Source organism: Clostridium sp. CTA-7 (assembly GCF_054768095.1).
In genome coordinates, this window is sequence record NZ_BAAAAV010000009.1 from 96,962 (window position 1) to 115,020 (window position 18,059).

An 18,059-nucleotide genomic window follows, 5' to 3' on the forward strand; every position below is an offset into this window, starting at 1 on the left:
GTGGCTTGGAAAAGGTGTTAATAATAGAAGATGATTTATATATTAGAGAAGAACTTGAAAGTATTTTTGAAAAGAGAGGATATGTAGTAGAAAGCATAACAAATTTTAATAATACTTTAGAAGATATAAAAAAATCTAATCCTGATTTAATAGTTTTAGATTTGAATTTACCAGGAATGTCTGGGTTTGAAATATGTAAATCAGTAAAGCAAAGAACATCTTTTCCAGTTCTTATACTTACATCTAGAAATCAAATGAAAGATGAGTTACATGCATTAGATTTAGGTGCAGATGATTATTTAACCAAGCCTTGTCATCCAGATAGGATAATTGCAAGAGCAGAAAAAATAATTAAGATGTATGGAAAAATTATGAATATTATTTCTGTTGGTAATTTGATTTTAGATGAGAGAATTTATGAAGCTAAATACGTAGATAATTCTATAATACTTCCAGAGAATGAAGGGAAAATACTTCGAGCTCTTATGATTAATTATCCTAATATAGTAAAAAAGGAAGATTTATTTATTGAACTTTGGGGAACAAAAGATTTTGTTGATGAAAATATTCTTCAGGTTAATATGACAAGACTACGAAAAAGCTTATCTAAAATTAAATTAGATAATATCATTACAACAATTAGAGGGATTGGATATAAAATGGAGGAATTAAATGAAGAATAAACTTAAGAAAAGTTTTATAGAATCAGGAACATGGATTTTCCTTTTAATATTAACAAACTTATTTTTTATTTTTATGATATGGCTAGTTTCTCCAAAGAACTTTAAAATTCTAGTTGGTGTAATGATTCTTTTTACTTTAATAGTTATTTTAATTGGATTGCTTTTTGAAGGAAATAAAATAAATAAACAAAAAGTTTATTTTGAAAAATTTTTATATGAACCAAGTGAAGAAAATGAAGGAAAGCTTTTAAATATTTTTAATGAAAATTATATAGATTCAATAAAAAATATTGGAGATAGATTAAGAAGCTTAGAAAAATCTATAAAAGAAAATGAAGAAGGGTATTTGGAGTATGAGGATTTAATAGATGGATGGATTCATGAGATAAAAACTCCAATTCATTTAGGAACCTTATTACTTGAAAATAGAAAGGATGAAATGTCGTCTTTAGTGCATGCTAGATTTAGCCATATCATTCATAGAATTAGTTCTAATTTAGACCTTATTTTATATTATGCAAGACTTCAATCTTCACATATAAATTTTCAACTTAAAAAAAGTAATATTAATGAAATTACAAGCGATGTAATAATGGATTTAAATAGCTTAATTAAAGAAAATAATGTGAATTTAGAAATTGAAGTTGAAAATAAAAGTATAGTTACAGATGAAAGAACTATGAAATTTATTTTATCTCAAGTTATAGAAAATGCTTTAAAATATTCAAAAGATAAAGAAAAATATATTTGGATAAAATCAGGAATATGCAAAGAAAATGAGAGAGTATATCTTGAAATTAAAGATAATGGAGTTGGGGTAGAAAAACAAGATATGCCATTTATTTTTGATAAAGGATTTACAGGAAATTATAATAATGTAAAGAAATCAACAGGAATAGGGCTATATTTAGTTAAGAAATATTGTGACTTAATGAAAATAGGTATAGAAATTGATTCGGTTATAAATGAAGGATTTTCTATAAAGTTTATTTTTCCACATATAAAATAATTATTCAAAGAGACTTATTAAATGAATACAAAATTTTTTATTAAAGCTTTTAATTTTATTTTAAAGTTATTCATAAGTTTACCTACCTTTTGTTAAGAGCTAGTAATAAGTATAAAATAATAGGAAAAGGTAAGCAATATGAAATAAAAAGCTATACATCTTAATTAAAATAGATGTATAGCTTTTTTATATTATATACCATTATTGAGGAGTATACATCCCTTTGCTTTCCATATACTGAAATATGGTTTCCCCATGTTTTTGTTCTTCTTTTTGTATATGGTTTAATACATCACGAACCCTAGTATCTCTAAATTCGAAAATTGTAGTATCATAAGTTCCTGAAACATATTTTTCTGTCATTATTAAGTCTTTACACATATCAGCATCTGATACATTTCCCACATTTGACTGTGTATTATTCATAGTAGGAGCTGAATTTTGATTAGTCATATTCTGACTTGAATTTTGATTTTGTTGTTGACCCATTTGAGGGATTTTGCCACTTAATAATTGGTTAATGCTATCAAGATGAGTTCTTTCATCTTGAGCATGTAAATTAAATATTTGCTTTAATTGGGGGTCTTGTGCTTGATTTGCGTAATTTGTATATTTTTCTATGCAAATTTGTTCATGGCTTTTTTGGTCTTCAAGTAATAATCTTTCCTTTTGTGTTAATGTTATTTCCATATTACTACACCTCCAATTTTATTTTGTGTAAAACTTATTATTTTATACTATTAAAGAATTTGAATTAATAATTAAGAATAATTTTATTAATATGGAGAGAGAATAGAGGATTATATTGAAAAATTGTATAAATACAGAGGGGGAAGGGGATTGATAATTAATATCTAAAATATCTTGACTTAAAGATATTTTAGATATATAATTATCTTGAAATCAAGATAATGTAGGTGAAATTATGAGTGATATAAATTTAAAATTAGTAATTGCAATGGCTAGAACTTATGATGATTTATTTTTTCAAATAGAAAAAAATGTACAAGAGTTTGGATTAAATATTAGTGAATTTGGTGTTTTAGAAATGCTATACCACAAAGGAGATCAACCTGTACAAAAAGTAGCTGAGAAAATTTTAGTTACAAGTGGAACAATAACCTATGTAATAAATAAGCTAGAAAAGAAAGAGCTTGTTGTTCGTAGAAAGTGTGAGAAGGATAAAAGAATATTTTACGTTTCTTTAACAGAAAAGGGAAAGGATTTTATTGCACATATATTCCCAAAACATAAGGAGTTTTTGGATAGTTTATTCATCAATTTAGATGAGAAAACTAAAAAAGAATTACTAGATAATTTGATTCAATTAAGAAAAGTATTAAAGTGACTAATTAAATAATATATAAGATGTATATATTAATATTAAAATTTAGAAAAATTAAAAATATGATAGGAGAATGATTTAATATGAATAAAGATTTTTATAATGCAATAAAGGAAAGAAGAAGCATATATGCAATAAGCAAGGAGTCACCAGTATCAGATGAAAGAATTCAAGAAGTAGTAGAAGAAGCAGTAAAGCATGTTCCATCTGCATTTAATTCACAAGGTTCAAGAGTAGTTGTATTATTTGGGGAAAATCATAATAAGCTATGGGATATTACAATGGAGACTTTAAGAAAAATAGTTCCAGCAAATAATTTCTCTTCTACTGAAGAAAAGATAAATTCATTTAAAGCAGGATATGGAACAGTATTATATTTTGAAGATTTCAATGTAGTTGAATCATTGCAAAAGCAGTTTGAATTATATAAAGATAATTTCCCAGTTTGGGCACAGCAAACTTCAGGAATGTTACAATTTGCTATTTGGACTGCTTTATCTATTGAAGGTCTTGGAGCAACATTACAACATTATACTGAATTAATAGAAGAAGAAGTTAAAAAAGAATTTAATATTCCAAGCGGCTGGAAGATGATTGCACAAATGCCTTTTGGTAAAGGTGTTGCACCGGCAGGAGAAAAAGAATTTATGCCAATAGAAGATAGAGTAAAGATAGTAAAATAGAATAAAAAATTTCTTGTATTTTCATTAAGTAGATATATGTTAAGGATGCATATATCTACTAATTATAATATCGTAATATAGTGAATTTTAAATGTTTAAGTAAATAGTAATTATTAATGAAAGGAGAAAATTATTATGTTAAGAAAATTAGATCATAAAAATATGGGGAAAAGTAATTTAGGATGGCTAAAGAGTACATTCCATTTTTCCTTTGCAGAATATTTTAATATAGATAACATGAATTTTGGAGTATTAAGAGTTATAAATGATGATTTAATAGAAGGTAAAACAGGTTTTGATTTACATCCACATAAAGACATGGAAATTGTATCTTATGTAGTTGATGGAGAATTAACTCATGGAGATACAATGGGAAATAAAAATACTATTTCAAGAGGACATGTTCAATATATGAGTGCTGGTACAGGAGTATATCATAGTGAACATAATTTGGGGGATAGCATAACAAGGCTATTACAAATATGGGTTGTTCCAGATAAAAAAGATTATAAGCCAGCTTATGGAGATTACAGATTTAATGCAGAAGATAGAAAAAACAAATGGCTTAATATAGTATCAAGCAAAGATGGTGATGCACCAATTAAAATAAATCAAGATGCAAACTTTTATGTAGTAGAATTAGATGAAGGAAAAGAAATAGATTTTTCAGTAGAATCTGGAAGACAAGCTTATTTAGTTCAAATAGAAGGAAATTCAACAATAAGCAATATAGAGTTAGACGAAAGAGATGCATTAGAAATAGTAGAAGAAAATATTCTAATAAAAGCTAATAAAAAATCACATGTACTTGCAATTGAGATGAAGAAATCAACAAGATGGTAAAAGTATTAATATATAATAAAAAGAACAAGCAGATTTATTATGCTTGTTCTTTTTTAGTGTATAGAAAATTACTATACATACTTTTTAATTAAATTTTATTAAAATATAGATAAAGATTTGATTATGATAATTATAATCAATTAACTTTTAAAATTATGAAAATTTTGGTATAGTAATTTAATAGATATTTTTATTAATTGAATAATAGGACATGTCTATGCAAATACTTAAATTATTATAAATTAATTATATAAGAACAAATAATTTTTAATTTTACAAAGGAGGCATAAGAATAGATATGAGAAAGACAAAAACAATGGATGGAAATACAGCTGCAGCACATATATCCTATGCATTTACAGAAGTAAGTGCAATTTATCCAATAACTCCATCTTCACCTATGGCAGAACATATGGATGAATGGGTTGCTCAAGGAAGAAAAAATATCTTTGGGAAACCTGTTAGAATAGTAGAAATGCAATCAGAAGCAGGAGCAGCAGGTGCTGTACATGGATCTTTGCAAGCAGGAGCATTAACTACAACTTTTACAGCATCTCAAGGATTATTATTAATGATACCTAATATGTATAAAATGGTAGGTGAAAGGTTACCAGCAGTTATTCATGTAGCAGCGAGAGCTCTTGCTACATCATCATTAAGTATTTTCGGCGATCATCAAGACGTTATGGCTACAAGACAATCAGGTTTTGCTATGCTTTCAGAAGGTTCAGTTCAAGAAGTTATGGACTTAGCACCAGTTGCGCATTTAACAGCGATTAAAGCAAGAATGCCATTTGTTAATTTCTTTGATGGATTTAGAATATCTCATGAAATACAAAAGATAGAGGTTTTAGAGTATGATGAGTTAGCTAAATTAGTTGATTATGAGGCACTTAATAATTTTAGAAAAAATTCACTAAACCCTGATCATCCAGTTATAAGAGGAACAGCACAGAATCCTGATGTATATTTCCAATTAAGTGAGTCATTAAATAAATATTATGATGATATTCCAGATGTTGTTGAAGGGTATATGTCAAAAATAACAGAATTAACAGGAAGAGAATATCATTGTTTTGATTATTATGGAGATAAAGATGCTGATAGAATAATTATAGCTATGGGTTCTGTAACGGAAGTTATAGAAGAAACTATAGATTATTTAAGAGCAAGGGGAGAAAAAGTAGGTCTTGTAAAGGTAAGACTTTATAGACCATTTTCAATAGAAAAGTTATTAAAGGTTATACCTAAGACTGTTAAAAAAATTGCAGTTTTAGATAGAACAAAGGAGCCAGGATCAATTGGAGAGCCATTATATTTAGATGTTGTTAGAGCAGTTAATGAAATGGATAATCCACCTAAAGTATATGGAGGAAGATTTGGACTTGGGTCAAAGGATCCATATCCATCATATATTGTAGCTGTTTATGAAAACTTAAATCAAGATAAACCAAAGAATAGATTTACTATTGGTATAGAAGATGATGTTACCAATTTATCTATTTCACCAAAGGAAGAAATTGATGCCACACCAGAAGGAACAACCTCTTGTAAGTTCTGGGGATTAGGATCAGATGGAACTGTAGGAGCAAATAAAAGTGCTATAAAAATAATTGGTGATCATACAAACATGTATGCACAAGGATATTTTGCTTATGATTCTAAAAAATCAGGAGGAATAACAATTTCGCACTTAAGATTTGGTAAAACTCTAATAAAATCACATTATGAGATAGATCAAGCAGACTTCGTAGCATGCCATAATCAATCTTATGTTTATAATTATAATGTTTTAAAGGGACTTAGAAAAAATGGCATATTTGTTCTAAATACAATTTGGAGCGAAGAAGAATTAAATAAGAAATTACCAGCAAGTGTTAAAAGATATATTGTAGAAAATAATATAGAATTTCATATTATAAATGCAATAAAAATAGCTCAAGAAATAGGTCTTGGTGGAAGAATAAATATGATAATGCAAGCAGCCTTCTTTAAATTAGCAAATATTATTCCACTTGAAGATGCTGTTAAATATTTGAAAGAAGCAGTTGTTACATCTTATGGCAAAAAAGGTGAAAGAGTTATAAATATGAACTTTGAAGCTATAGATAAGGGGATAGAATCATTAGTTAAAATAAACCCACCAGAAGAATGGAAAAATGCTGAAGATAATAAACTAGAAGAAAAAGTAGATCTTCCAAAATTCGTTGAAGAAATATGTATTCCAATAAATAAGTTAGAAGGTAATTATTTACCTGTTTCAAGCTTTGTTAATTCAGGAATAGAGGATGGTACATTTATGGCTGGTACTACATCTTTTGAGAAAAGAGGAATTGCAATCAATGTGCCAGAATGGATACCAGAGAATTGTATTCAATGTAATCAATGCTCATTTGTCTGTCCGCATGCTGTTATTAGACCATTTTTAGCTACATCTAACGAAATAAAAAATGCACCAAGTAGTTATAAAAGCGTAAAAGCAAATGGTATAAAAGGTAAAGAAGAATATTCTTATACAATAGGAATAACTCCTTTAGATTGTACTGGGTGCGGAAACTGTGCTCAAATTTGTCCAGCACCTGGAAAGGCACTAGTTATGAAGCCTATGGATAGTCAAAGTGAGCAAATAGAAGCGTGGAATTATGCGATTGAATCGGTTACTCCAAAAGAAAACCCTATGAATAAAAATACAGTTAAAGGAAGCCAATTTGAACAACCTTTGCTTGAGTTCTCAGGAGCATGTGCAGGTTGTGGAGAAACTGCATACGCTAAGCTAGTTACTCAATTATTTGGAGATAGAATGATGATTGCAAATGCAACAGGTTGTTCATCAATTTGGGCAGCTTCAGGAGCAGCAACAGCATATAGAGCAAATTATAATGGGCATGGACCGGCTTGGGGGAACTCCTTATTTGAAGATAATGCAGAGTATGGATTAGGTATGTACTTAGGTGTTAGAACAATTAGAGAGAGAATTGCAGATAACATTAAAATAGCATTAGAAGGTGAAATGCCAGAAGATACAAAAATGGTATTAAAAGATTGGTTAGATCATAAAGATACTGGAGATGGAACAAGACAAAGGTCAGATAACTTAAGAAGAGTTTTAGAAGAGGATAACTCTGAAATTGCAAAAGAAATATTAAGAGATAAAGAATTCTTTGTAAATAGATCTCAATGGATATTTGGTGGAGATGGATGGGCTTATGATATAGGCTATGGTGGTTTGGATCATGTATTATCATCTGGTGAAAATGTTAATGTCCTTGTGTTTGATACGGAAATTTACTCAAATACAGGTGGTCAATCATCAAAATCAACTCCAGAAGCAGCAGTAGCAAAATTTGCTGCAACAGGAAAGAGAACAAAGAAGAAAGATTTAGGATTAATGGCTATGACTTATGGCTATGTATACGTAGCCCAAGTTTGTATGGGAGCTAATTTAAATCAAACTCTTAAGGCTATTGCAGAAGCTGAGGCTTATAATGGACCATCATTGATAATAGCATATTCAACTTGCATAAGTCATGGAATAAAGATTGGAATGGGAAATACTCCTCATGAAGAAAAAAGAGCTGTAGATTCTGGATATTGGCATTTATACAGATATAATCCTGATTTAAAGGTACAAGGAAAGAATACTTTTGCATTAGATTCAAAAGAGCCTAATTCAAGTCTTAGGGATTTCTTAATGGGAGAAGTAAGATACTCATCCTTAGCAAAAGCTTTCCCAGAATTAGCAGAAGAGTTATTCCAAAAGACAGAAGAAGATGCTAAAGAAAGATATCAAAGATATAAGAGTTTATCTGAAAATTCAATATTGTAAAATATAAAACTAAGATATAAATAAATTAAAATTATAAGAAAAACTATAAATTAATATAGTAAATAAATTATATATAATAATTAAAAAGCTATTTGTTTAAGTATAAAAGTTAAACAAATAGCTTTTTTTACTTTTTAGAAAAATATAAAATTTTAAAGCTTTGAAAATGTGATTTATATATGTCAACTTTTTTACTTTATAGCAAATTGAAATATTTAGGTAGAAATAGAGTGTATTTTTAGTTATAGTCTACATTTTTAATAACAGATGATTAAGAAATATATAAGATAGATATAAGATATAATTAAGAAGTATACATTACTATATTATTAAAGATTTAGTTAAGTTTAGTAAAAAAAGGTAGACTTATTAAACTGGGAGGTATATATTAAAAGTTAGTATTTTAGGTTTAAATGTTAAAATATGTATGATGTGAATTTGACTTAATATTACTTAATATTACTTAAACATTGGGATACATATAAATATATAATTTAGATTAAGTATATTTATATAGTTTTAGGAGGTGCATAATTTGCAAAGCTTTAAAGAGAAGTTTACTACATTCTTTTTAACAGTATTAAAATTTTTAATGATAATACTTATACCTGCTAGTATTGGTGCTATATTTTTTGCTCATATTTTTCTTAGTGCTGAGAATTTAATTAGGAGCATTATAATAGTAACATTAATTATGATAGGTATCATATTAATAGAATTTTATATAATAAGAAAGAATTTTAGTTATAAGAAGCAGATATCTCTAATATTATTTTGTGGATTTATTATAAGAGCTTTATGGTTATTAAATATAAATAGCTTTCCAACATCAGATTATATGATTATTTATGAGTCTGCACAAGATTTTTTAAATGGTAGTACAAGTATGTTTTGGGGAAGTTCATATATAGCTAGATTTCCACATTTAACAATAATGGTGTTTTATATGGCCTTAATGATTAAGATATTTCCTATCAATAACATATTAATGATGAAGCTTGTTAATCTGGCATTAGGTGTTTTAACGATATATATTATCTATTTAATAGTTAAAGAAATATTTAATTCAAATAAAAAAGGAATATATGCAGCTTCATTAGCAACAATATTTCCACCACTTGTAACTTATACAGGTGTTTTTTGCACGGAAAATATAGCAATACCATTATATTTGCTTAGTGTATATATATTTATACTTGTGCTTAGAGGAAAGAAAAATAAATATTATTTAATTTTATCAGGATTAATATTATCTTTTGGGAATTTATTTAGAATGGTAGCAACAATAATAATAGTTGCATATGGAATTTATATAATAATTTATTCTAAGGATAAAATAGTCCATAAAATAAGAAATATAGCATTATATAGTATTCCTTATTTTATGCTCTTATTTTTAGTAAGCTTTACATTGCAAAGCTTAAAAATTACAGAATTTCCACTATGGGAAGGTAGTGAGCCTAAGATAACAAATGTATTAAAGGGAACTAATATAGAAAGTATAGGAAGATGGAATGAGGAAGATGCATCTATTCCTGAAAAATATAATTACGATTATGAAGAAATAAAAGAAGCTAGTGTTGAAATTATTAAAGAAAGGCTAACAACAACTCCACCTTTAAAGTTAATAAGTTTTTATGTTAAAAAATTTGCAATGCAATGGGGTATTGGGGATTTTGAAGGGACTCACTGGACAAAATCATTTGTTCCACAGGAAGATATAGTATTAGATGTTTCCTTAGAAGTTTCACAAACCATCTATTCAATTATGATGATTCTTGTATTTCTAGGAATTTTAAATAGAAAGAATAATAAAGAAAATGAAGAAATTAATTTATTTTATATAATACTATGTGGATATGGCATTATGTATCTAGTAACAGAAGCACAAGGAAGATATTCTTACATTATTTCATGGATATTTATAATTCTAGCAGTAGAAGGAATAAACTTTATATTAAATAAGTTTGATATAGATATTAAAAAAGGTTTTAGTAAAAGAGATATTAGAAAATATGAAAGAAACCTTTAATTAGATCTTAGATAATCCTTAATAAATTCTTAATAAGTGTATCTTAATATAATATTAAAGATTTATTTTTTTGTAAAAATAATATTTATGATTATATTAGCAAAAATAATACATTTATAAAAATTTAGAGGGGGATACGGGTTTGGAGAAAATTAAGGGGAGGTTTACTAAATTCTTTTTAACTATACTAAAAGTATTAATGATAATAGTTATAGTAGCTAGCGCTATATATATTAAAGATTTTAATAAAAATTCTATGATGATAGGAATTTTTTTATTAAGCATCATAGCTATAGAGTTTTATATTATAAAAAAGAATATAAGTTATAAAAAACAAATATTATTAATATTACTTTGTGGATTTATTTTAAGAAGCTTATGGTTATTAAATGTAAATAGCTTTCCAGTATCAGATTTTAGAGTTATTTATGAATCTGCACAAGATTTTTTAAATGGAAGTACAAGTATGTTTTGGGGAGATTCATATATAGCTAGGTTTCCACATTTAACAGCAATGGTACTTTATATGGCTTTAATGATTAAAATATTTCCAATTAATAATATATTAATGATGAAAGTTGTTAACTTATCATTAAGTGTTTTAACAATATACATTATATATTTAATAGTTAAAGAAATATTTAATTCAAATAAAAAAGGGATGTATGCAGCTGCATTAGCGTCAGTATTTCCACCATTTGTAACTTATCCAGCTGTCTTTTGTACAGAAAATATAGCAATACCATTATATCTGATTAGTGCATATATATTTATACTTGTTCTTAAAGGAAAGAAAAATAAATATTATCTCGTCATATCAGGGTTAATATTATCTTTTGGGAATTTATTTAGAATGGTAGCACTAATAATGATAGTTGCATATGGAATGTATATAATAATTTATTCTAAAGATAAAATAGTTAATAAAATAAGAAATGTAGCATTATATAGTGTTCCTTACTTTATGCTTTTATTTTTAGTAAGCTTTACATTACAAAGCTTAAAAATTACAGAATTTCCATTATGGAAAGGCAGTGAGCCTAAAATAACAAACATATTAAAGGGAACTAACATTGAAAGTGGTGGAAGATGGAATGAAGAAGATGCATCTGTTCCTGAAAAATACAATTATGATTATGAAAAGGTGAAGGAAGCTAGTGCTCAAATTATTAAAGATAGATTAACTACAACTTCGCCTATAGAGTTAGTAAAATTTTATATTAAGAAATTTGCATTGCAATGGAATGAGGGGGACTTCGGAGGAATCTATTGGACAAAATTAGATGTTCCAGAGGAAGATATAATAGTAGATGTTTCATTAGAAGCTCCACAAATTATTTATTTAATTATGATGATTCTTATATTTTTAGGAATTTTAAATAGAAAGAATAATAGAGAAAATCAAGAGATGAATTTATTTTACATAATATTATGTGGGTATGGTGTTATGTATTTAGTAACAGAATCACAAGGAAGATATTCTTATATTATTTCATGGGTATTTATAATTTTAGAATTAGAAGGAATAAACTTTTTATTAAAAATATTTAATAAAAGACCTAATGAAAAGTTTGAGAAAGAAGAGAAATTGGAGAAAGTTGCTTAAATGAAAAAAATTAATAAAAGAATATTATGGATAAGTATAACAATTAGTATTTTATATATAAAAAGTTTGACTTTAACATTTATGAGTGCTTCAAATAGTGGTTTTAGTTTCTATGGTATCCCTTTTGATATAAGGCTTATGATAGCTCATTTAGCTATATTAGGAATAATTATATTTCCTAGCTTAATATTTAAAGGTAAGGCTTCAATAAGATATCTAATTGCTATAAATTTAATATACTCTATTTTTATGATTTTTGACATATGGTCATATAGAGGTACAGGGTATTTGTTAGAGTTAAAGTATTTATTTTTCAAAGATGGATTTAACCCTTTAAATGGAAGGATCATTAATCCAGGATTTATAGATATAGTTTATATAATAGATATTCCAATAATGATATTTTATTGTAAAAGGTTAAAGGGAAATGTTAATTTTAAAAGAAACTTTAGGGGAGCGATATTAGGGTTAATTACTTGCATAGCAATAATATGTTCATCTCATTATTTATTTGATATAAAAGGAGTTTTAAATGGGAAAATAAGATTCTTTCAAGAGGATTGGCAGGCTTCCTGGAGTCCAGCTCAAAGGCTTTCTAATAGATCACCTCTTGGACATCATATATATGAATCTTATAAAACCTTAAAGAAAGTTAATAAAAAAGTTGATTATGATGAAATAAAAGAAATTGATGAATGGTTAGCATGGAATAAGGAAACAGTTGAAGATAATGAATATAAAGGAATAGCAAAAGGTAAGAATATTGTGTTTCTTCAAATTGAATCCTTAGAAAACTTCGTTATAAATCAAAAGGTATATGACCAAGAGATAACACCTAATATGAATGAAATTATAAGAAAAGGATTATATTTCAATAATATTCATGAGCAAAATAATGCTGGAAATAGTATTGATATGGATATGATGGCTGCATCAGGGGTATTACCTTTAGGGGATGTTATAACATATTTAGAATATCCAGAAGTAAAGTATAAGTCCTTTCCAAGGCTTTTAGAGGAAGAGGGATATAATACTATTTTAACTCATGCTGAAAGAGCTGGTGATTGGAATTGGGCAGAGGCTGGAAGATCAGCAGCAGGTTATAATGAAGTTTGGGATATAAAGAAATATAAGATAGATGAGTATGCAGGATTTGGTTTATCAGATAGAAGTTTATATACTCAATTTAGTGGAAAGATTTCAAAATTAGAAGAACCTTTTCTAGCAGTTGTACCAACATTAACAAGCCATGGGCCTTTTGATATAGATAAGAAATATAGAGAACTAGATTTACCAAAAGAGTTAGATGAAAATAAGTTGGGCGGATATTTTCAAAGTGTTAATTATGCAGATAAGCAAATAGGATTATTTTTTGAGTTATTAGAACAAAATAATATGTTAGACAACACAATAGTTGTAATATATGGCGATCATGGTGGAGTGCATAAATACTATATGGAAGATGTTGAAAGTACAGATATGCCAGGAGATTGGTGGCAAGCAAAAGATAACGAAGTTCCTCTTATAATATATGGAAAAGATATACCAAGTAAAACTATAAGTACTTATGGAGGACAAATAGATATAGTGCCAACAGTTTCATATTTATTAGGTATTGATACAAAGGATTATTATATGGGAAGAAATTTATTAACAACCAAAAGAAATGCAACAGTTATAAAAGGTGGAATAGTAGTTGGTAATCCATCTAAAGAAGAAGAAGTAAGATTAGAGCAGGCTTATGATATAGCTGATAAAATTATAAAAAATAATTACTATGTAAATACCAATAAAGTAAAATAATTAGATTATGCTGTAAACTAAAATATATAGTTTATACTTTGAGCGGAGGATTTTTATGGATAAGATATTATATTTAGTTATTCCTTGTTATAACGAAGAAGAAGTTTTGTCTGAGACAAGTACGAGACTTCTAGACAAGATAAATACAATGATTAACAATGAAGATATATCAAAAGAAAGCAAAATACTATTTGTAAATGATGGATCAAAGGATAAGACTTGGAATATAATTGAAGGTTTATATAATAAGAATAGTATATTTAGCGGAGTTAACCTTTCAAGAAATAAAGGGCATCAAAATGCACTATTAGCAGGACTTATGGTTGCAAAAGAACATGCAGATATGGTTATATCACTAGATGCAGATTTACAAGATGATATTAATGTAATAGATGAATTTGTTAAAGAATATTATTCTGGAAGTGATATAGTATATGGTGTTAGAAGCTCAAGAAAAACAGATACTTTTTTTAAAAGAACAACAGCTTTAGGATATTATAAAGTTATGAATAGGTTAGGTGTAGATTTAATTTATAATCATGCTGATTATAGGTTAATGAGCAAAAGAGCTATTGAAGGTTTAAGTGAATTTAAAGAAGTAAATTTGTTTTTAAGGGGGATAGTTCCTTTAATTGGGTATAAGTATTCTATTGTAGAGTATGAAAGACATGAAAGATTTGCAGGGGAATCTAAGTATCCATTAAAAAAGATGTTAGCTTTTGCGTGGGATGGAATAACATCTTTTAGTATAAAACCAATAAGGATAATTACAAGCTTAGGGTTTTCTATATTTATACTTAGTTTAATAGCATTAGTATATTCTTTAGTAGTAAAATTTATGGGGAAAACTCAAGCTGGTTGGACATCGTTAACAATTTCAATTTGGATGATAGGAGGAATACAACTTCTTTCATTAGGGGTTATAGGGGAGTATATTGGAAAGATATATAATGAAACTAAGAGTAGACCAAGATATATTATAAAAGAGATATTAATTGATGATAAAGAAGAGTAGTAGGTGCAAGTTAATTGAATAGTTTAATAGATAAAATTAAAAAAATATTTATTACGAAAGAGTTTATAATGTTTTTAATAATAGGTGTTATTAATACTTTTAATGGAGTAATTTTTTCTTATGTATATTCAAATATGTTAAATGAAAATATTGCTTTTGTGTTTGGATATGTTTCAGGATTAATCGTAGCATATATACTAAATAGCTATCTAACTTTTAAGGAAAAGCTGGCTTTTAAGAAGTTTGTAAAATTTGCAATATCATATATACCTAATTTTATAATTCAAAACATAGTAGTAATAATAACCTTTAACATTATGGGTTTGGATAAGCTTATAGCATATATACTAGCAGCAATATTAGGAATTCCAGTAACTTTTATATTGTTAAAATTTTTTGCATTTAAAAAAGAACAAAATGAATAGTTAAAAAGGCTTATTTAATTTATATCAATAATATAAATTGAATAAGCCTTTTTAAGTAAACTTAATTATAAATAAATACGATAATTGTTTTTAAAGGAGTTCTAGGGCTTCACTTAAAATTTTTCCAAGAGAATCGTTAATTACTAAATTAGCTTTATTATCAGCAGATGTAGAACTTTTATTTATTAAAATAAGATTCTTACCCCTAAAATAGTCTATAAGTCCAGCAGCTGGATAAACAACAAGGGATGTTCCACCAATAATTAAAGTATCAGCATGAGAAATAGCATTAACTGCACATCTAATTACATCATCATCTAAGCCTTCTTCATAAAGAACTACATCAGGCTTGACAGTTCCATCACATTTAGTACAAGTTGGTACTTCTTTAGAATTTAAAATAAAGTCAGCATCATAAAAAGCATGACATTTGACACAGTAGTTTCTATGAACTGATCCATGAAGTTCATAAACATTTTTACTTCCAGCGGCTTGATGAAGTCCATCTATATTTTGAGTTATAACAGCTTTTAATTTTCCCATTTCTTCAAGCTTAGCCAATGCAATGTGTGCGCCATTAGGTTTAGCTTCAGGGTAAATAAGCTTAGCTTTATAGAAGTTAAAAAACTCTTTAGGATATCTCATATAAAAGCTATGAGATACTAATTGCTCAGGAGTAAAAGTTATATTAAGCTTTTCATTAAATAATCCATTGGAACTTCTAAAATCAGGGATTCCTGATTCAGTGGACACACCTGCACCACCAAAGAAAACTATATTGTTACTTTCTTTTAAAATTTGTGTTAGCTTCTCTATATTATTGTACATTAAATCATCTCCAAATTATATTTATTAGTTTTATTATGACATAAGATAATAGAAAGGGAAATTAAAAAAAGATGGTATTGGATGGAAAAAATATAATGTAATTTATAATGAATTAAGTAAGATGCTTTATATTATATGAGGTGCATGAAATAAGAAAAATTTTAAAAACATATAACTTTCTGCATATTTAAATAGTAGATAGAAATTTTTTTGCTTAATAAAATTATTGATAAAATCAGTAAAATCAAGGGTTTACAAAGGGGGTAACGAAACGCGTACCCCTTTAAATATATATAAAATAATTTGTGAAGTAAGGTTTATATATAGATTTTAAAGACATATAAGAGTTTTAAAGAATACTTTGTATGTCTTTATAAAATACTGATGGGATACCGATTAGAGTAAATGGTATGGTATTCATTACTGATATATCCCTTAAGTCCTTGAAAAATCAAGAATGTTAAGTTTGGTTGACAAATTTCCAAGTATAATTGGTCGCAAGTTTTAAAGATAAAATATAAACTTTGTTGTAAGAGAAGATATATTATTTTCTTAAAAAAGAATTGGGGGACAGAATTTATGAAAAAAATTATAATTAGGATTAATCCTTTTAAAAAAGATGAGGGTGATATTAGTAAAGGATTATATGTGATTAAGAAGTTACTTGGATTTTTTTTAGTATATATATCATCTATGATTATTGGAGAAGTTATAGTAGTATTTGGATTAAATCTAGCAGGATATGATTTTTTACAAGGTGAAATGCCTAATGATGATATTATGATGTTAATTAAGTATTATGGATTTTCAATTCATCTAATAATAACAATTTTATATTGTAAGTTTATAGAAAATAGAGACGTAGAAAGTATGGGGATTGTAAAAGCTAACATAGTAAAGTCATATTTTTTAGGTACAGGAATAGCAATGATGCTACTTAGTATTATATTTACTTTATGCTTAATAAGTGGTTCTATTTTCTATAATGGAGAAAACAATGATATAAGTGTTATTTTAATTTTATTGTATCTTGGAGGATTTGGTATTCAAGGAGCAATGGAAGAAGTTATGTGTAGAGGTTTTTTAATGAATTCACTTAGATGTAAAGTATCTATACAAATAGCAATACTAATTAGTTCTTTTATGTTTACTTTTCCGCATTTATCAACGCTTTTTCAATTTAGTATATTAGTTAGAATAATAGGAATAGTTAATTTATTATTATTTTCAATTATGGTATCTTTATTGATGATTAAGTATAATAATATATGGGTGTCATGCGCTGTTCATAGTGTTTGGAATTTTGTGCTTGCAATTATAATAGGTATTAATGTAAGCGGCTCAAATAAAACATCGTCAGTTTTTAACTTTAATGTTAACAAAAGTATAGAGTTATTAAGTGGTGGTCAATATGGATTTGAAGCCGGATTAATTTGTACAGTGGTATTAAGCTTATTCATTATAATGTTATTAAGAAAGGGTAAAGGGGAGAGATATGGCATTTAGCAATAAATTATATTCCTTGAGGAAGCAGAAAGGTTTGTCTCAAGATGAATTAGGTAGTAAGTTAAATGTTTCAAGGCAGACAATTTCTAAGTGGGAGCTTGGAGAAACTACACCGGAGTTAGAGAAATTAATAGCGGTAGGTGATTTTTTTCAAATATCTCTAGATGAATTAGTAATGGATGCAAAAGAAAGAGAGAGTACAAAAATAGATTCATCAAGAAAGAGTAATTTAGAAACAATAATTGATAGTATTGATAGAGAAAAAGTTAAGATATCTACGAAGAAAATATCTAAAGTAGTGCTGATAATTATAGGAATAATTTTTGTGATTGATTTCATTTCAATTATTGTATATTTTATATTTTATGGTTTTCCATCATAAAAATTTATATATTAGACTATCTGTACAATCTAGAATTAAGTTATAGACATGCATGAATTTTAAAATATTCTGT

Annotated in this window: 15 protein-coding genes; 13 read left to right on the forward strand and 2 right to left on the reverse strand. The window is 27.0% G+C overall.

Annotated elements, in window-relative coordinates:
- Positions 1-14: 14 nt before the first annotated feature.
- Entirely contained in the window at positions 15-683 is a 669-nt protein-coding gene (locus ACYUEX_RS15750) for a response regulator transcription factor (protein ID WP_460289086.1), read from the forward strand.
- Complete coding sequence (locus tag ACYUEX_RS15755; protein WP_460289024.1) at positions 673-1,692, forward strand: sensor histidine kinase; 1,020 nt, start codon at positions 673-675, stop codon at positions 1,690-1,692. Before ACYUEX_RS15750 ends, ACYUEX_RS15755 begins: the two co-directional genes overlap by 11 nt.
- 201 nt (positions 1,693-1,893) lie before the next feature.
- On the opposite strand, the gene ACYUEX_RS15760 is transcribed toward ACYUEX_RS15755, so the two are convergent.
- Positions 1,894-2,382 carry a DUF892 family protein gene (locus tag ACYUEX_RS15760; RefSeq protein WP_460289025.1) on the reverse strand — a complete coding sequence of 163 codons (489 nt, stop codon included), beginning with the start codon at positions 2,380-2,382 and terminating at the stop codon, positions 1,894-1,896.
- Between the two features lie 235 nt (positions 2,383-2,617).
- Here ACYUEX_RS15760 and ACYUEX_RS15765 point away from each other — a divergent pair, with 235 nt between their 5' ends.
- The 9 genes from ACYUEX_RS15765 (at position 2,618) to ACYUEX_RS15805 (ending at position 15,270) form a co-directional block, all read left to right on the forward strand.
- On the forward strand, positions 2,618-3,040 hold the full coding sequence (locus tag ACYUEX_RS15765; protein ID WP_460289026.1) for a MarR family winged helix-turn-helix transcriptional regulator: 423 nt from the start codon (positions 2,618-2,620) through the stop codon (positions 3,038-3,040).
- Positions 3,041-3,120: 80 nt separating this feature from the next.
- Positions 3,121-3,720 (forward strand): nitroreductase family protein, encoded by a 600-nt coding sequence (locus tag ACYUEX_RS15770; RefSeq protein WP_411169604.1) that lies wholly within the window; start codon positions 3,121-3,123, stop codon positions 3,718-3,720.
- A 135-nt stretch (positions 3,721-3,855) separates the two neighbouring features.
- Positions 3,856-4,563 (forward strand): pirin family protein, encoded by a 708-nt coding sequence (locus tag ACYUEX_RS15775; RefSeq protein ID WP_460289027.1) that lies wholly within the window; start codon positions 3,856-3,858, stop codon positions 4,561-4,563.
- 298 nt (positions 4,564-4,861) lie between these two features.
- Positions 4,862-8,389 carry a pyruvate:ferredoxin (flavodoxin) oxidoreductase gene (gene nifJ / locus ACYUEX_RS15780; protein ID WP_460289028.1) on the forward strand — a complete coding sequence of 1,176 codons (3,528 nt, stop codon included), beginning with the start codon at positions 4,862-4,864 and terminating at the stop codon, positions 8,387-8,389.
- Between the two features lie 535 nt (positions 8,390-8,924).
- The gene (locus tag ACYUEX_RS15785) at positions 8,925-10,421 is read left to right on the forward strand and encodes a glycosyltransferase family 39 protein (protein WP_460289029.1); all 1,497 of its coding nucleotides are present in this window, start codon (positions 8,925-8,927) and stop codon (positions 10,419-10,421) included.
- Positions 10,422-10,563: 142 nt separating this feature from the next.
- A complete protein-coding gene (locus ACYUEX_RS15790; protein WP_460289030.1) occupies positions 10,564-12,027 on the forward strand; it encodes a glycosyltransferase family 39 protein in 1,464 nt (487 codons plus the stop codon).
- Positions 12,028-13,830 (forward strand): LTA synthase family protein, encoded by a 1,803-nt coding sequence (locus tag ACYUEX_RS15795; RefSeq protein WP_460289031.1) that lies wholly within the window; start codon positions 12,028-12,030, stop codon positions 13,828-13,830.
- Positions 13,831-13,885: 55 nt separating this feature from the next.
- Positions 13,886-14,845, forward strand: a complete 960-nt coding sequence (locus ACYUEX_RS15800; protein WP_460289032.1) for a glycosyltransferase family 2 protein — start codon at positions 13,886-13,888, stop codon at positions 14,843-14,845.
- Between the two features lie 14 nt (positions 14,846-14,859).
- Positions 14,860-15,270, forward strand: a complete 411-nt coding sequence (locus tag ACYUEX_RS15805) for a GtrA family protein (protein WP_460289033.1) — start codon at positions 14,860-14,862, stop codon at positions 15,268-15,270.
- 90 nt (positions 15,271-15,360) lie between these two features.
- Here the strand turns inward: ACYUEX_RS15805 and ACYUEX_RS15810 are convergent, their stop codons facing one another.
- Positions 15,361-16,098: an NAD-dependent protein deacylase gene (locus ACYUEX_RS15810; RefSeq protein ID WP_460289034.1), complete on the reverse strand. Its 738-nt coding sequence runs from the start codon at positions 16,096-16,098 to the stop codon at positions 15,361-15,363.
- A gap of 579 nt (positions 16,099-16,677) precedes the next feature.
- Here ACYUEX_RS15810 and ACYUEX_RS15815 point away from each other — a divergent pair.
- Complete coding sequence (locus ACYUEX_RS15815; RefSeq protein WP_460289035.1) at positions 16,678-17,604, forward strand: lysostaphin resistance A-like protein; 927 nt, start codon at positions 16,678-16,680, stop codon at positions 17,602-17,604.
- Positions 17,594-17,986, forward strand: a complete 393-nt coding sequence (locus tag ACYUEX_RS15820) for a helix-turn-helix domain-containing protein (protein ID WP_411169616.1) — start codon at positions 17,594-17,596, stop codon at positions 17,984-17,986. The genes ACYUEX_RS15815 and ACYUEX_RS15820 overlap by 11 nt, the downstream gene beginning before the upstream one ends.
- The last annotated feature ends 73 nt before the right edge of the window (positions 17,987-18,059 follow it).

Bases quoted from the DNA above. Each gene is read 5' to 3' on its own strand.
- ACYUEX_RS15755 (WP_460289024.1), top strand. From the start codon at position 673: ATGAAGAATAAACTTAAGAAAAGTTTTATAGAATCAGGAACATGGATT.
- ACYUEX_RS15760 (WP_460289025.1), bottom strand. From the start codon at position 2,382: ATGGAAATAACATTAACACAAAAGGAAAGATTATTACTTGAAGACCAA.
- ACYUEX_RS15765 (WP_460289026.1), top strand. From the start codon at position 2,618: ATGAGTGATATAAATTTAAAATTAGTAATTGCAATGGCTAGAACTTAT.
- ACYUEX_RS15770 (WP_411169604.1), top strand. From the start codon at position 3,121: ATGAATAAAGATTTTTATAATGCAATAAAGGAAAGAAGAAGCATATAT.
- ACYUEX_RS15775 (WP_460289027.1), top strand. From the start codon at position 3,856: ATGTTAAGAAAATTAGATCATAAAAATATGGGGAAAAGTAATTTAGGA.
- nifJ (WP_460289028.1), top strand. From the start codon at position 4,862: ATGAGAAAGACAAAAACAATGGATGGAAATACAGCTGCAGCACATATA.
- ACYUEX_RS15795 (WP_460289031.1), top strand. From the start codon at position 12,028: ATGAAAAAAATTAATAAAAGAATATTATGGATAAGTATAACAATTAGT.
- ACYUEX_RS15800 (WP_460289032.1), top strand. From the start codon at position 13,886: ATGGATAAGATATTATATTTAGTTATTCCTTGTTATAACGAAGAAGAA.
- ACYUEX_RS15810 (WP_460289034.1), bottom strand. From the start codon at position 16,098: ATGTACAATAATATAGAGAAGCTAACACAAATTTTAAAAGAAAGTAAC.
- ACYUEX_RS15815 (WP_460289035.1), top strand. From the start codon at position 16,678: ATGAAAAAAATTATAATTAGGATTAATCCTTTTAAAAAAGATGAGGGT.
- ACYUEX_RS15820 (WP_411169616.1), top strand. From the start codon at position 17,594: ATGGCATTTAGCAATAAATTATATTCCTTGAGGAAGCAGAAAGGTTTG.